This is a genomic window from Gracilibacillus sp. JCM 18860, assembly GCF_055395245.1.
On sequence record NZ_AP043868.1, the window covers coordinates 3407422 to 3424052 of the forward strand.

8 protein-coding genes are annotated in these 16631 nt (G+C 36.9%); 7 read left to right on the top strand and 1 reads right to left on the bottom strand.

Going from position 1 to position 16631, the window contains the following annotated elements; all coding sequences use genetic code 11:
* Positions 1-254 precede the first annotated feature (254 nt).
* From ACZ5R4_RS17055 to ACZ5R4_RS17070, 4 genes are all read left to right on the top strand, one after another.
* Positions 255-1544, top strand: a complete 1290-nt coding sequence (locus ACZ5R4_RS17055) for an ABC transporter substrate-binding protein (protein WP_464367684.1) — start codon at positions 255-257, stop codon at positions 1542-1544.
* 58 nt (positions 1545-1602) lie between these two features.
* Positions 1603-2478 carry a carbohydrate ABC transporter permease gene (locus tag ACZ5R4_RS17060; RefSeq protein ID WP_109985327.1) on the top strand — a complete coding sequence of 292 codons (876 nt, stop codon included), beginning with the start codon at positions 1603-1605 and terminating at the stop codon, positions 2476-2478.
* Between the two features lie 24 nt (positions 2479-2502).
* Positions 2503-3321 (top strand): carbohydrate ABC transporter permease, encoded by an 819-nt coding sequence (locus ACZ5R4_RS17065; RefSeq protein ID WP_181397633.1) that lies wholly within the window; start codon positions 2503-2505, stop codon positions 3319-3321.
* A 101-nt stretch (positions 3322-3422) separates the two neighbouring features.
* Complete coding sequence (locus tag ACZ5R4_RS17070; RefSeq protein ID WP_464367685.1) at positions 3423-10133, top strand: Ig-like domain-containing protein; 6711 nt, start codon at positions 3423-3425, stop codon at positions 10131-10133.
* A gap of 49 nt (positions 10134-10182) precedes the next feature.
* Here ACZ5R4_RS17070 and ACZ5R4_RS17075 read toward each other — a convergent pair whose 3' ends face one another.
* Positions 10183-10947 (bottom strand): response regulator transcription factor, encoded by a 765-nt coding sequence (locus ACZ5R4_RS17075; protein ID WP_054860302.1) that lies wholly within the window; start codon positions 10945-10947, stop codon positions 10183-10185.
* Between the two features lie 323 nt (positions 10948-11270).
* On the opposite strand from ACZ5R4_RS17075, the gene ACZ5R4_RS17080 reads away from it, so the two are divergent.
* From ACZ5R4_RS17080 to ACZ5R4_RS17090, 3 genes are all read left to right on the top strand, one after another.
* Entirely contained in the window at positions 11271-12644 is a 1374-nt protein-coding gene (locus ACZ5R4_RS17080; RefSeq protein ID WP_109985330.1) for an ABC transporter substrate-binding protein, read from the top strand.
* 117 nt (positions 12645-12761) lie between these two features.
* On the top strand, positions 12762-15656 hold the full coding sequence (locus tag ACZ5R4_RS17085) for an extracellular solute-binding protein (protein WP_464368509.1): 2895 nt from the start codon (positions 12762-12764) through the stop codon (positions 15654-15656).
* A gap of 15 nt (positions 15657-15671) precedes the next feature.
* The gene (locus ACZ5R4_RS17090) at positions 15672-16628 is read left to right on the top strand and encodes a carbohydrate ABC transporter permease (protein ID WP_109985332.1); all 957 of its coding nucleotides are present in this window, start codon (positions 15672-15674) and stop codon (positions 16626-16628) included.
* Positions 16629-16631: the final 3 nt, after the last annotated feature.

Here is a 16631-nt window from a genome sequence, read left to right on the forward strand (position 1 = left end):
TGTGATAGTCTAAAGAAAAAAATGATTAAACGTTTTATCAAAAGGTGATTAACTTGTGAAAAGAACGGTTATTACATATGTTATTAGCGGTTAAATCAAGTTATGAACATAAATATATCATTTGTGATTAAACGATTAACATATTAGCGAAGTCGTTTGAAAGCGTATTCTAATATTGAGGAGGTGGTTTGTTCTACTCACAGTTGAATCTTAATGGAAAATAGCAAAGATTATGAAAAATAGGAGGTCAATAAATGAAAAGTAGAATGAAAAAATTACTTGTATTTTTATTATTGGTGGGTACTGGTTTTGTAATGGCTGCATGCAGTAATAATAACTATAATTCTTCAGGTAATGAAGGTGAGGATGGAGCTGTAACTATCCATATGGCTGTATTTGAGAATGATCCAGGAGGACAAATGGAAGCTGCAAGACAGCGCTTTAATGAGGAACATGACAATATTCAACTAGAATTTACCCCAATGTCAAATGATGCTTCACAAATGCATGATCAGACGGTTACACAATTATCGGCTGGTTCAGACAACCTTGATATCGTAAACATGGACGTAGTTTGGACAGCGGAATTTGCAGAATCGGGTTGGCTCCTTCCACTTGATGAAATGTTTACGGAGGATATGCAATCTAATTATATAGCTCGTCAGGTTGATTCGGTGAAATACAATGACCAAACATGGGCAGTACCTTGGTTTAATGATCTTCACCCACTTTGGTACCGCTCTGATCTTTTAGAGAAATATGGTTACGATGTTCCAGAAACATATGAAGAAGCAGTAGAAATTGCTCAGCACATTCAGGAAGAAGAGGGGATTCAAGGATTCACCATGCACTGGGGCAGATCAGAACAATTAATTGTAAGCTTTACTGAATTTTTACACGCAAACAATGGTGATTTCTTTGATGAAGATGGCAATGTAACGGTTAATAGTCCAGAGGCAGTGGAAGCATTGCAATTTATGGTGGATATGATGAATGAATATGAAGTGGTGTCTCCTTCGGCAGTTGGGAATTCCACACCAGAAGATTCAAGAATTCCATTTACACAAGGACAAGCATTATTTAATCCAAACTGGGGATATGTCTATTCTATTAATCAAGCAGACGACTCTGCTGTAAAAGATAAAACATGGGTAGCAAGTAATTTTATGTTTGAAGGCGGACAAAAAGCTAACTCTGTAGGTGGATGGAATTTTGCTATTTCTAGTAGTTCAAACCATCCGGAGGAAGCCTGGGAAGTTATCAAATGGTTTACTTCTGTTGAAAATCAAAAAGAAATGCTAATAAATGGTGGGTATGCAGGTACACAGCTAGAAATTTACTCTGATGAAGAAGTAATTAAAGCTGCACCATATTTGGAAGAGTATACAAAAGTATTTGAGGATGCATCTGTACGTCCAAGTCACCCACAATACTCTAAACTATCTGATATTGCTCAATCTCACATACACCAGGCTCTATCAGGAGACTTAAGTCCTCAGGAGGCATTGGACGGATTAGCTGAAGAGTTGGAAAACCTAGAATAAAATTGATGTGCGGTTGGGGTTTAACATCACTTCAACCGCAAGTAAGGGAGTTTTAACATTGAAATACAAATATTTACCTTACCTGTTATTAGTGCCTGTATTTACAATGATCATTGTGGTGGTATTTATCCCTCTGGTAACAACAATTATATATAGTTTTCAATCATATCGTCTAACTAATACAGAAGAAAAAGCAAACTTTATTGGATTGGATAACTATGTAGCACTTTTTCAGGATGATCGGTTTATTTCATCACTGCTTACCAGTTTAATATATATTGCTGGAAGTGTTATTGGGATGCTTATTTTAGCCTTAATTACTGCACAGCTTGCCAATCAAGCATTTAAAGGAAGGTCATTGTTTCGGGCAACTATTTTATTACCATGGGCTGTTGCACCGGTAGTAGCTGCTCAGGCATGGAAATTCATGTTTGAAACCGACTTCGGAATTATCAATCATATATTGAAAAGCTTAGGATTGATCGAAAAGAATATTCCTTGGTTAGTTTCTTCTGATCATGCGATGATGAGCGTTATTTTAACGAACGTATGGAAGACTACTCCACTTCTGACTTTAATTATTATCTCTGGTCTTCAAACGATATCAAAGGAATTATATGAATCAGCAGATATCGATGGTGCCAGTCCATGGAAAAAGTATTATCATATAACCCTTCCATTAATACGTCCATTCATTGCAATGGGGTTGATTTTTACAACTCTCCAAACAATCAATGTCATCGATATAATTTATGTAATGACTGGTGGTGGTCCTGGAGAAGCAACAGAAATATTCACACTTTACAACTATAAGGTGTTCTTCCAATATCTCGATTTTGGTTTAGGTGGTGCGATGGCAGTAATTGGAGTAACGGTTATTGGTATATTAATATACCTCTATAGCCGAAACATGAACAAACAAATGGATACCTAAACGAAAAAAATGGAGGAGTCAAACATGAAAAAGAAAAAAAGTTTGTTGTTTTGGATTGGTTTAGTGTTAATTATTCTTATTAACATTATTCCATATTTGTGGACAGTCCTTACCTCTCTGAAACAGCAAGGAGAAATTTACGATGTTAAAATTTTACCAGAGACATTCTTTTTAGATAATTATGTAGCGGTAATCACCCAAAGTGGATTTTTGACCAATATCTTTAACAGTATCTTCGTGTCTGGTGTAACGGCATTGGTGTGTATTTTGATTGGAGTACCAGCTGCATATGCCTTCGCTCGTATGCAATTTAAGCTAAAAAATATATTATTTATGTTAGTTCTATTTATTACGATATTTCCAGGGATATTTATTATAAGTCCGCTTTTCAGCTTTTTAAGAAGTATTGGAGCAATTGATACTTATTTTGCGTTAATTATCCCTTATGTAGCGTACTTTACACCACTTGTCGTTTGGATTCTCACTGGATTCTTTAGAACGATACCTCCAGCAATTGAAGAGGTAGCGATTATGGATGGTTGTAGTGTGTTTAAACTTATCACTCGAATTGTTCTGCCATTGTCATTACCAGGAATTTTAACAGTAGGAATTATTGCCTTTACCTTATCATGGAATGAATTCTTATTTGCTTTAATTTTTACCTCTTCTGACAATGCTAGAACAGTTCCAGTTGCCATATCTCAATTTCAGGGTATTCATTCCTTAAATTGGGGGCAAATGACTGCAGCGGCAGTGACTGCAACTATACCAATTGTTCTTATTTCCATTGCCTTGCAAAAATATATCATTAGTGGTTTAACAGCAGGGGCAATTAAAGAGTAGAATATATAAGTTTACTTTAAGGAGGTGATAGATTTTCTTCATTATGTTGACAGTGATAAAACAAGTTCTGTGTGATAAATGATTAAATGAGAGGTGAAATAATGAGGAAATGGTTTAAGGGAGTTTTTACAGCAGTAGCAATATGGATTCTCTTACTAGGTAATGCCAACTCTGTCTTGGCAGCTTATACGCATGATATTCCAGAAGCTGTTGATCCTGGTACACCTGAATATCAAGGGGATGAAAATCCGATTCCTAGCGAGAGGGTATCCTATGATCCTTCCCGATCCATGTTAAAGGACATCTATAAAATTGACATCGAAGAAGGTGGTGACACTTTTTGGATAGATAGAATACTAGAAAGGAAAGGGTCTGAAGGCGGTTCAGACTTGTTTACAAAAGGAAGAGCACTTTATATGTTTGTCCATAACCCAAACGAGCTTGGCTTTGGAGGTGGATATGCATACCGTGAAATGCCAACAGGAAATGAACAAGATATGTATACTATTCAACTAACCGATTTTAATACATCAGAAGAATCCTCTACTCGAAAACAGTATCCAAGTCATTGGATCAGTTCTCACATCGATGAAACCAACACTCTAAACATCCAACAGAGAAAATTTATTACGTACAACAATGTTGCTGTAACAATATTAGATATTACAAACAATTCTGAAAGCGTTGTCAATACAGAGGCTATAGTATCCTCTCCGATTGCAAGGACGGCAAGTGAGAATGGAACAGAATTAACTGGGGTGCAAGAAGCAAGATATGAATTAACAACCATGTACCCACGTTTAAGTGGGGAAGGTTTTACTGTAAAGGATGAAGTGTTAACTAAAACAATTGATCTAGACCCAGGTGAACAAACTACTATCAAAGTGCAGATGGGGGTAACTACAAAGGAAATTCCTGAATCAACCACTGACTACGAGCGTTATAAGAAGTATGATGCAAAGACCGCTTACTTAACGCAATTGGATGAATATAACGAGTGGTGGCATGAAAACGTTCCTTATATTGATATTCCTGATCAAAATATAAAAAAAATGTCCTATTACCGGACATTCCTGAATCGTTATAATTACGTTGATGCCAACATTCCAGGAAATGATTTTCAATTTCCGGTATCGATTGAGGGGATTCTCGGTTATAATAATGCGATTCAGTTGACGCAGCCTATGCATATGCAAGATTTGAAATATTTCAGAGACCCTATTTATTCTTATGGTAATTGGTTGTCTTCTGGAGAAAGTTCTAAATATTCTGCGTTTCAGGACAATCCTGGTGATCCTGCTCATTGGAATAATACATACGAGCAATGGATTGCTGATGAAGCGTGGGAATCTTACAAAGTGCATGGTGGAGATGAAAAAATCCTAAAAAATCTTGCGCGTTATGCAGAAGGCGATGTAAAAGGACAGTTGGATAAATATGATACAAACAATAATTACCTTGTCCAATATGACTGGGGCTCGCTTACAGGAAATGATGCAGATGCCGTTGCATTAAATTGGAGAGATCGGGATCAAGAAAGAACTGATCAAAGTGCATTTAATTATTCTGGTGCTTTAGCAGCTGCGGAAATCTATTCTATTTTAGGTGAAGAAGAGAAAGCCCAGGAGATGAATGAATTAGCTGATAATATTAAACAATCATTGCTCGATGTGTTATGGGATGATTCTGAAGGAGAGAATGGCAAAGTATTTAAGCAAAGAGATATTGAATCTAATGAATTGGTACCATGGAAAGACCAGCAAAACTTTTCACCGTTTACACATGAATTAGTACCAAATACGGACGAGTACAAGCAAGCACTACGCTTTTATGCGGATAGAGAGCAATTTCCAATCATGCCATTCTTTACTGCTAATCAATATGACAAACAGCAAGCTATTGAAGCAGGTGTAGGAGGTACTAATAATTTCTCCAATATAAACGCTACTTTGCAGGCGAGGTTGTTTGCAACAGCAATTAGAAAATATCCTTCTGAGTATATTACACCAACAATGTACCGTAAATTAATCGAATGGTTAACATGGACACAATATAAGAATGGAGACAACCGATATCCAGATAACAATGAGTTTTGGAATAGTTATAATGAAGAAACAGGTCAGATAGAATATCGCTCTTGGATACATCACAATATTTTAGGTGCTTATAATTTCTCCATTATCGAAGATATAGCAGGGATGAAACCTAGAGAAGATGACGTGGTGGAGCTATGGCCTATTGATATGGGCTACGATTACTTCACGGTGAATAATTTAAAATATCATGGTAGTGATCTAACGATTGTCTGGGATCGAGTAGATGATGACAAACACTATGAAAATGCTCCTGAAGGGTATTCGCTCTATCTGGATGGACAGCGTGTATTCACGATTGATGATCTAGTTCATGTAAGCTATGATCCCGCAACAGGTGATGTTACAATTTTGGACGAAAAAAGCCAAGCATCGATTTTACACAGTGAAGCGAAGCAAGATGAATTTAAGAAAGCAACTTCTGTCACATTATCATCCAATGAAAAAGCCGTAGATATGTTCCAAAAAGCGGGTGTAGATCTTTCAGTGGAAACGTCTAACGCAGAAAACCTTGCAAAAGGGAAGCCGGTACAAGCTTCTTATACCTCACAAGGTACATCACCAGAGGAAGTAACAAAGGCAGAGAATGCTGTGGATGGTTTTACGGTCAGTGGATTACCGACGACTCGTGGCAATCATTATGCAGCGCCAAATCCAATTTGGGGAACAAAAGGTTCGGATAATGACCAAGAATGGTTTGAAGTAGATTTCGGTAAATCAACTACATTTGATAACGTGAAATTATACTTCTACAGTGATAAACATTTAGGTAATTATCGTGAACCATTGTATTACAATATCCAGTACCTAAATGGTGAAGAATGGGTAAATATACCATATCAAAAGAAAAGTCGGCTTCAGGCGAATTATAATGAAGTACAATTTAATGCAGTAACTTCACAAAAAGTAAGGGTTTCGATGAGACCGTTCCCTGGTTTTGCGGTTGGTCTAAAAGAAATCCAAGTTTTTGAAACAGGAATAGAAGTTCCTGCTGAGCCAAATAAAGCTCCAAAAGTAAGTGTATTCATTGATAAAGATTTCAATCAACCGATGAAAAAGCGGTTCATTGCTTCCGTTGAAGACGATGGACAACCTAAAGCATTTCCGGAAATATCGTGGTCAAAAACATCTGGACCAGGGGAAGTTATTTTTGATAACCCAAACTCTATAAGAACTGTTGCGAGTTTTAGTGAAGAAGGTAAGTATGTGTTAACAGTAACAGCGGATGATGGGGAGTATACAACTACTGAAGATATTGAACTCGATGTGGTACAGGAAAACATGAACCTTGCACAGAGTGCGACGCCATCAACTTCCTTTGTTTCATCTTGGGAAGACTTGAATGCGATTAATAACGGCATTGATCCAGAGAATTCTGGAGACAAAAACGGTGGAGCCTATGGTAACTGGGGCAACGATTCTGAAACAGAATGGGTCCAGTACACTTGGGAGGATCCTGTTGTCATTAATCAATCAGATGTATACTGGTGGACAGATGGTGGCGGAATACTGATGCCAGAATCTTACACATTGGAGTATATGACCGAAGAAGGCAAATGGGAACATGTTAAGGTTATAGAAGGTATGGGCACAGAACCAGATAAGTACAATACGACAACATTTGATCCAGTAGTAACGACAGGATTACGAATGACGATTACAAGGGGGGTTCAGTGGACGGGAATCCTAGAATGGAAAGTTTTTGAACCACCTGTACTCGGACTGTATCCTGAAGAAGTAAAAGTACGTGTTCAGACTGGTGAACAACCCAATTTGCCGGAAACTGTACAAAAGGTGTTTGACGGTCTTCGTCAAGATACGAAGGTAACGTGGAATGAGATTAGTAAAGAGAAATTGGAGCAGTCGGATACGCAATTTACTATTTGGGGGTCACTTGCGTCATCCTCTCAAATGATCCCAGCAACTATTTATGTAAGAGAGGAATCGAGTGTTACCATCAATACAATTGCAGATCAACAGATTGTAACAAAAGCAGGAATAGAACCATTTTTACCACCAACTGTAGAAGTACAGTACAATGATGGCTCTATGGATAATGTCAATGTTGGAGTAACGTGGGAAGAAATAGACCCTTCTCTTTATGCAGAAGAAGGTGAATTCACTGTTAGTGGTGATGTAGAAGGGACAGATAAAGAAGCGTTGTTACATGTGACAGTGGAACAAACTGAAAACGAAGAGCCGCAACCACAGCCAGAGGATCCTGAGCTCATCTCAATAGAGCCAGTTGAAGTAACAACGGAAGCTGGTGTGGAACCAATATTACCGGATACTGTGATGGGGTTATTCGATGATGATAGTACAGAATTAGTTGAGGTGACTTGGGATGCATTAGCTCCAGCTCAATACGAGAAACCAGGAAGCTTTGAAGTGAAGGGTAAGGTAAACGGTACAGATATTTCAGCTATCGCTTTCGTCACGGTAAAGGAACCTGAAACAGAACCCCAAAAAGAATTGGTATTAAGGTATACGTTTGATGAGGGTAAAGGAACCATTATTACGGATTCTTCTCCCAAAGGTAATGAGGGTGAACTTAATGGGGAACCAAATTGGATCGAAGGTGTGAATGGTAGCGCCCTTCAATTTAACGGTGAAACAAATTTTATTGATGTTGGCAATAGCCAGGAACTGCAGCCATCCAATATTACCGTGTCCTATTGGATGAAGCGAACAGGAGAAATGGGTAAAAATAATATTTTCTGGGCGAAACCTGACGGTGGATGGAACCAAGAAGGCTGGTATTTAACATATGATTCTGGCTACTCCTCATTTATGGTAGTAGATGGATTCAATCGCTTTTATGTTGACGAGTCTGCAGACGAATTTCTACCTTTGAATGAATGGACACATGTGGTCGCAACGTTTGATTCTGATACAAAGGAAGCGGCGATTTACAAGAATGGGGAACCTCAGGAAGTAACGATTGCTGAAGAAGATGGACTGGAGAGTATTACAGCAACGGATGATCCCAAATATTTAGGCTACACGAATCCACAATTCAATGATGGTTTCATTCAGACTGGACTCGATGATTTTCGGATTTATAACTACGCCATGACAGCTGAAGAAGTTAATGCAATTTATAAAGAGGGTGGAGAAGCTCCGGTAATAGCAGACATAGAAGAAGTACTTGTTGAAACGGAAACAGGAATTATGCCAGAAATTCCCACATCTATCGAGGTAACATATGAAGATGGATCGAGACAACAGCTTGAAGTGACATGGAATCCTATTGATCCCTCTCAACTGGAGAAACCCGGAAGCTTTGAAGTGAGAGGTAGCATCAATGGTACAGATGTCAAAGTTGTAGCAAAAATAACAGTAATAGCTAAACCTGTTCTAGAAAAAATTCAATTATCTGCTGATAAGTTATCTCTGGAACCCGGAGAAAATACTATGCTTCATGTGGAAGGCTGGATGAGTGATGATTCAAAAGCTAATCTGAGCAATGCAACGATTAAATTTAACAGCAATAACAGTGATTTTGTAGTATTTGATAACGACAGGCTTACGTTATCCAAAGATACAGACGAGCTGGATTTCATTGAAGTGATGGCTGAAGTTACAATGAATGGAACAGAAGTGAACTCCAATAAGTTAAAGATTGAAGTAGAGTATCCATCTGTAGATACTAGTGATTTATCGGCAGTGATTGAAAAAGCGGAGGACTTGTTGGAAGATGCAGAAATTGGAACAGAGCCAGGTCAGTATCCGAAATCTGCAAATGAGAAGCTTATTCGTGCAATTGGCAAAGCGAAAGAAGCATTGGAATCCAACGCCCAAAGTAGAGTCGATCAAGCGGTATCTAAGTTGCAGAAGGCTGTAACAACTTTCAAGGAATCTATTAATCTTCCTAATGAACCAGTTGTGGTGGATATAGAACTTAATTACCAGGATATCTCCCTTTCCAAAAAAGAGAAGGCAACTGTAGAAGTCACTGCTCGATTAAGTGATGGATCGTCTCAAGACGTTACGAAAGATGCTGAATTCCATATAGAGGACTCAAGTATCGCGACTGTAACAAAGCAAGGGAAAATATCTGCGAAACAAGCAGGTGTTACTAACTTGAATGTTTCCTTTGCTAGCTTTAACAAGCAAATTAAAATTACCATTTACACTTCATCTATCAAGATCGGAGAAGAAACACCAGTATTTGCTGGAGCAACGCTTGAGGTGGAAGGTACAAACGCATCCATTACGTTGCCAGATGATCTTCCGGTAGGAACTACCGTAATGATTAATAGACTAGAAACAAAAGACATCCAGCATCCTGGTTATGTGATTGCAGGCGATGTTTTAGATGTCCATTTTAAATATCCTGACAATAAAAATTCTGAAGGACCATTTAAGTTAACGTTAGGTTATGATCAGAAGAAATATAATGAAAAAGAAGTAAGCATTTATTACTTTAATGAAGGGAAGAATGTATGGGAAAAGCGAAATGGTGAAGTGGAGAATGGTTTTATTACATTATCTGTACCTCATTTTTCCGTATATGGAGTTTTTGCACAAGTAGAAACAGATTCAGGATCTAAGAATAATGACAATTCATCAAGTGACAATCAGTCTATTGAGGAAAGTAATGATAAACTACCTGAAACAGCGACATCTATGTTTACCTATATGTTAGTAGGTATAATTTTACTTACAATAGCCACTATTATTTTATTTGTGCATAGAAGAAAAAATAAATCATTATAGTAGTAGAAAGGTGAGGAATATTTTCCTCGCCTTTCACTTTATTATTAAACTATTTGGAACCAGCCAGTTGTCTATATTTGTTGGCATTAACGCCTGTATATGTTTTGAATTTTTTGTAAAACCAATCTAGTTCAACATATCCAACCTCTTGAGCAACCTCATAAATCTTCATATCTGTTTTTTCTAATAATAATTTTGCTTTTTCCATTCTTTGTTTTAATAAAAATTCATTGAAGGTCATGTTCTCTCGACATTTAAATTTATGGCTTAAATAGGAGCAATTATAGTTTAATTGATCGGCTATTTCTTTTAAGGTGATTTTTTTACTTAACGACTCATTTAATGATCGATTCACATAATTTTTTACCTTCTCAATAATATCACTTGTTTGGTTTGAAATCGGCTTGGCAAGATGGAGTAGAGTATTAGATTTATAATGAGCAGAGGAAAGTGTTTCTTTTATTAATAGTAAGGATGATTTCAATTCAGTAGGATTCACTGGATCAGGAATATAATCATTGACCTGGAGATTCAAGGCTTTTCTTATGATTTGAAAATCTTTGTTCCCACCAATTAACAAAATAGGTATGGAGCTTATTTTTCGTAGGGCTTCACAAAGCTGGAGACCTTTATCCTTTAAATCTGTCATATTGATGATTATGAAGGAAAACCTATCCTTATTGAATAACTCCATTACAGAATTTGGTGTTTCTAAGCACACTGTAAGACAGAATCCTAATTGGTTCCAATCAACCATATGTCGAAATGCCTCTGTTGAATGCTTGTTTGAGCCAATAAGTAAAATTTTATACATATTATACCCCCTATTTTGGAATTCTCTTAAGGAACAGCAACAACTAATGTATGCGATTTCATTATATGTAATATTTGAAAACAATAAAATGTGCATTTCTTTATATAATACCCAAATGTTTGTAACATTTCTTTATGTCCTGTACTGATCATATGAAAGTTTGTCCTTCTAAGGTCAGTATTGCTAGGAAACTAGCTGATGGTAATTAATAACATCCATAATTTCACAGGTGGAAATACTAGTATGCAACAGGTTGTGAACAAATTTGCCCGATGCTAAATTTAAAATTATAAGAAATAAACTTTATAAGGAGGGCTTTAGTTATGGACAGAAGGAAATTGTTATTATCACTTTTTTTGTGTTTTTTATTTGTTTTCCTAGTAGCTTGTAACAATAATGATGAAAGCGTTAACAACGACACAGGAAATACTAATGAGGAGAACGATCAAGATACGGAAAATGACGCACCAGAAGAATCGGAAGCTGACTATTATCAGACACCTGAGATGGACTTTGATTTAGGTGGTAAAACAATAAAGATTGTTTCTTGGTGGGATATGACTATACCTGATGATAATCCAGACAATATCCAACGTCGTGAGAATTTAGAAGCATTGATGGAAAAACATAATTTTAAAGTGGAATATATTGCGATTGATTATGGCGAGTACCAAGAAAAAGTTACCGCATCTCTAATTGCTGGTGAACCAATTGGTGATATCGTAAGACTCGGTAAAACCTATACAGTACCGGCATTAGTGAAACAAGATTTATTATGGCCCATCGATGAATATACAAAGAATCCAAATGCTTTTAATCAGAATATGACAAGTAATCTATATACGTATGAAGGAAAAGGTTATGGCTTTACAGAGGATCACAAAAACTTAGCACAAGGAATTTTCTACAATCGAACGTTAATGAATGAATTAGGGCTTAAACCACTTCAAGAATATGTGGATGAAGACAATTGGAATTGGGATACTTTTCTTGAAGTAGCGAAGGCAGCGAATAAGGATACAAATAATGATGGAAAATTGGATACATGGGGACTAGCCAATGCATCCTTAATGCAATTTGCATTAATGTCCAATAACACGGATTTAGTAAAAGGCAACGAACATAATTTAGATGATCCTGCAACGATAGAAGCTCTGGAATTTGAATCACAGCTTGTAACAGAGCAAATTCCACGACCTACTGAAGGTGGAGATTGGACAGAGCCAGGGCAGTTTTTCCGTCAAGGTAATACGTTAATGTATGCTGGTGCTGATTGGGAGATTGATGGACTTTCAACGGATATGCCGGATTATGATATTGGTTTTATTCCATTTCCTAAAGGTCCAAGTGTAGATAAATATTATTCAGCTGAAGCATTACTGCAAGCATTAACGATTCCAAAAACAGTAGAAAACCCTGAACAATTAATGTATATCTGGGAGAAAATAAATGATATTGAATCGATTTATGATTATCCAGGCCAGGCAAGTTATGAAAGTCATTACACGAATGAAGAAGATATTAATAATCTACGTATGGTATCTGAAAATCTACTAGTATTGGATTATAATACTTATCCTAACTTAGGCTACTACGATTTTGTAGCTGAAATTGGAAGTGGTACATCTGTATCAACAGTTGTGGAGAAATACAAACCACTCTTCCAATCAGCAATTGATGAAGTATGGGGAAATTAAAAGGCATGTGAAATAGTATTAAAGTTTTAGGGTACTTGTCATTTATCAAGTACCTTAAAACAATTAAAAAAGTCAAAACGGATGTACCTTGCTACAGGAGGGGAAAGTGTGAAGAAAATAAAAAAGAATAAGATAAAAATTCTATCTTTCGTAGCAATTTTACTTTTCTTATTGTGGGCATTGAAGCCTTCTGATTCACCAGCTTCTAATCAAGTAAAGGCTGTGGATGATTTTGAAGCAATTACGAATAAGACTAATGAAAATAGTTATGATTCTTACTTGAAGAAGTACATTTCTGAAGCCAAACCTGAAAAAACAATAAAGATTGAGGGAGAAAATTTTATTTACGCAAGTAATGATAAGTTTTTAATCGAAGAGAATTTCGAGGGACTTAATGGTAAAGCGGTTTTGACACCAGAAGAAGGCACGATAAAATGGGAAATTCCAATAGATGAAACGGGACTATATAATGTAAGGATTCACTATTATCCAATGGAAGGAAAGAGTTCTGCCATTGAAAGAGAGCTTGCTATAAATGATCAAGTGCCTTTTGAAGGGGCAGATTTATTGTTATTTCATCGAATATGGGATAACAGATTCGATAAAATCCAAGTAGATGATAGGGGAAATGAATTACGACCTCGTCAGGTGGAAAAACCGGAATGGATTACACGGCCATTTATAGATAGTGAGGGTTATTATGAAGAGCCTTATAAATTCTATTTTCATCAAGGTGTTCAAGAGATCTCCTTGACATCTCTACGTGAACCAATGGCTATTGACTATATTGAATTATATCAAGATAAACCATCAAAGAATTATGAACAAGTAGTGGACGAATATAAAACAAAAGAATTAGAGCCTACTAAAGGTCAATCCATTGTTATACAAGCAGAGGATGCTGTACGAAAATCATCACCTACGTTGTATCCTTTATCCGACCGATCAAGCCCAACGGTAGAACCATATCATGTTTCAAAATTAAGAATGAATACAATTGGCGGATTGAATTGGAAAATGCCTGGCCAATGGATGGAATGGGAATTTGATGTAGAAGAAGATGGGTTGTATCAGATTGCATTAAAGCATAAACAAGATCAACTTCAAGGCGTATATGCAACTAGAAGCCTAACCATTGATGGGGAAACACCTTTTAAAGAAGTAGAAAGAATTCGCTTTCATCATAATATGAACTGGCAGTTGGATCTGCTCGGAGAAGAGGAACCGTATTTATTTCATTTAACAAAAGGAACACATCGAATCCGTTTGATGGTTTCTTTAGGTGATATGGCGCCACTTCTACAAACCATTGAATCAAGTGTACTTGAATTAAATGAAATGTACCGAAAGATCTTAATGATTACCTCCAATACACCAGATCCATATCGTGATTATCAACTAGAAAAAAGGATCCCAGATATGATTGACGTGTTTACGAAACAAAGTGAAATTATTAACAGTGTCGCTGATTATTTGGAAGAATCGACAGGTGAACGAAGTGATAAGGTGGCTATTCTCCATTCGCTGGTAAGGCAGCTTAATGACATGGTGGAAAAACCAGATACGATAGCAAGAAGATTAGATGATTTTAAAGTGAACGTTGGTGGGCTAGGTACCTGGATGCTAACCGTTCGTGAGCAACCACTAACCCTTGATTATTTAGTTATATCTTCCCCAGATGTAGAGCTTCCAGAGGCAAATGCGACAATAATGGAAACTGTTCAACATGAGACAGGTGCATTATTAGCTTCTTATACGGAAGATTATGACAGTATCGGTAATATTGCAGAAAGTGAACAGTCTATTACAGTTTGGATCACCACTGGACGAGATCAAGCTCAAGTTCTGAAATCACTTATTGATGACATGTTTACCCCACAAACTAATATTTCTGTGAGATTAAGATTGGTGCCACCAAATATTCTCCTCCCAGCAACATTAGCAAAAGAAGGACCTGATGTTGCCATGCAAATTGGAGAAGAAGTACCAGTTAATTATGCGATGAGAAACGCAGCTGCAGATTTATCCCAGTTCGATGATTTTGAAAAAGTGGCAGGTCGCTTTAGGGAAAGTGGACTAACACCATATCAATTTGATGGTGGAGTATATGCATTGCCGGAACAACAAATTTTCCCAATGCTTTTTTATAGAAAAGATATTTTGAATGAACTTGGATTAACCCCACCTGAAACATGGGAGGATGTCTATAATATGATTTCTGTCCTACAAAAGCATAATTTAGAATTCTTTTTACCAATCGATGATCCCCAAGCACAAGAGCAAACAAACATGGTACCGAATGCTACTTTTTCGATGTTGCTTTATCAAAATGGGGGACAGTTCTATGCGAACGATCAGAAGTCAAGTGCTTTAGACTCAGAGGTTTCGATGAAACAATTCAAAAAATGGACTCAGTTCTACACTAATTACAAGTTCCCATTGATGGCAGATTTCCCTAATCGGTTCCGTGTTGGTGAAATGCCAATTGGGATTGCTGATTACACCACTTATAATATGTTAACAGTGCTTGCACCAGAAATAAAAGGCTTATGGGACTTTACCGTTGTTCCTGGCACTAAAGCGAACGATGACACCATTAACCATGAAGTTGCAAGCCACACGACAGCAGTAATGATGTTAGAAAACGCTTCTGATAAAAAGTCTTCGTGGGAGTTTATGAAGTGGTGGACAGATAAAGAAACTCAAATTGCCTTCGGACGGGAAATGGAAGGATTAATGGGAGAAGCGGCACGTTATCCAACAGCAAATATAGAAGCTCTGAAGGAATTGCCATGGCCTGTGGATGACTATAATAACCTCGAAAGTCAGTGGAAGTGGGTTAGAGGTATCCCGCAAGTCCCAGGAGGATACTTTACAGGCCGTCATTTAGATAATGCGTTTAGAAAAGTGGTAAATGCAAATGAAAATCCAAGGGAAGCTTTATCTGATTATATTTTGTATATGAATGATGAAATTGAAATGAAAAGAGATGAATTTAATTTACCGAATTAGGAAGGGAGGAAGGAAATGCAATCGAAAATTATCGAGCAATCATTAGAAGAATCTCGCTATCCGAAAAAGAAATCTCGTATAGCAAACTTAATGAAAGAAATAAGTAAAAACAAGCATTACTATGTTTTAATGGCACCATATTTAACTATTTTTCTTCTGTTTACAGTTATCCCTGTAATCATCTCTTTTGGACTTAGCTTTACGTATTTTAACATGCTAGAGTTTCCTAGATTTATCGGATGGTCTAACTATACACGGTTGTTCTTAAACGATGATATTTTCAGTATTGCTTTAAAAAATACGTTTATGTTTGCTATTATAACAGGCCCGATTAGTTATATAGCCTGCTTTATATTTGCGTGGATTATTAATGAGTTATCTCCCAAAATTCGTGCATTTATGACTGTCGTATTCTATGCGCCATCTATTTCAGGAAATGTATTCTTTATATGGCTCATTATATTTTCAGGTGACAGTTATGGTTATCTTAATGGATTTCTTATGAATTTAGGGATTATTCTGGAGCCCATTCAATGGTTAAAGGATGAACAATACATCTTAGCAGTAGTTATTATTGTTCAATTATGGCTTAGCTTAGGTACTGGTTTCCTTGCATTTATTGCAGGTCTTCAAACAATTGATCGCTCATTAATAGAAGCAGGAGCAATTGATGGAATCAAAAACAGGTGGCAAGAGCTTTGGTTTATTACACTTCCATCTATGCGTCCGATGCTTATGTTTGGTGCTGTCATGCAAATTACTCAGTCATTTGCTGTTGCGGAAATTTCTATTGCTTTAGCTGGCTTTCCAAGTGTCAATTATGCTGCACATACTGTAGTGACTCACTTGATCGATTATGGAACGATTCGATTTGAAATGGGTTATGCATCCGCAATTGCAACCGTACTATTTACCATCATGGTTGGTACAAATATAATCGTGCAGAAATTACTTAAAAAGGTAGGTGCATAGCAT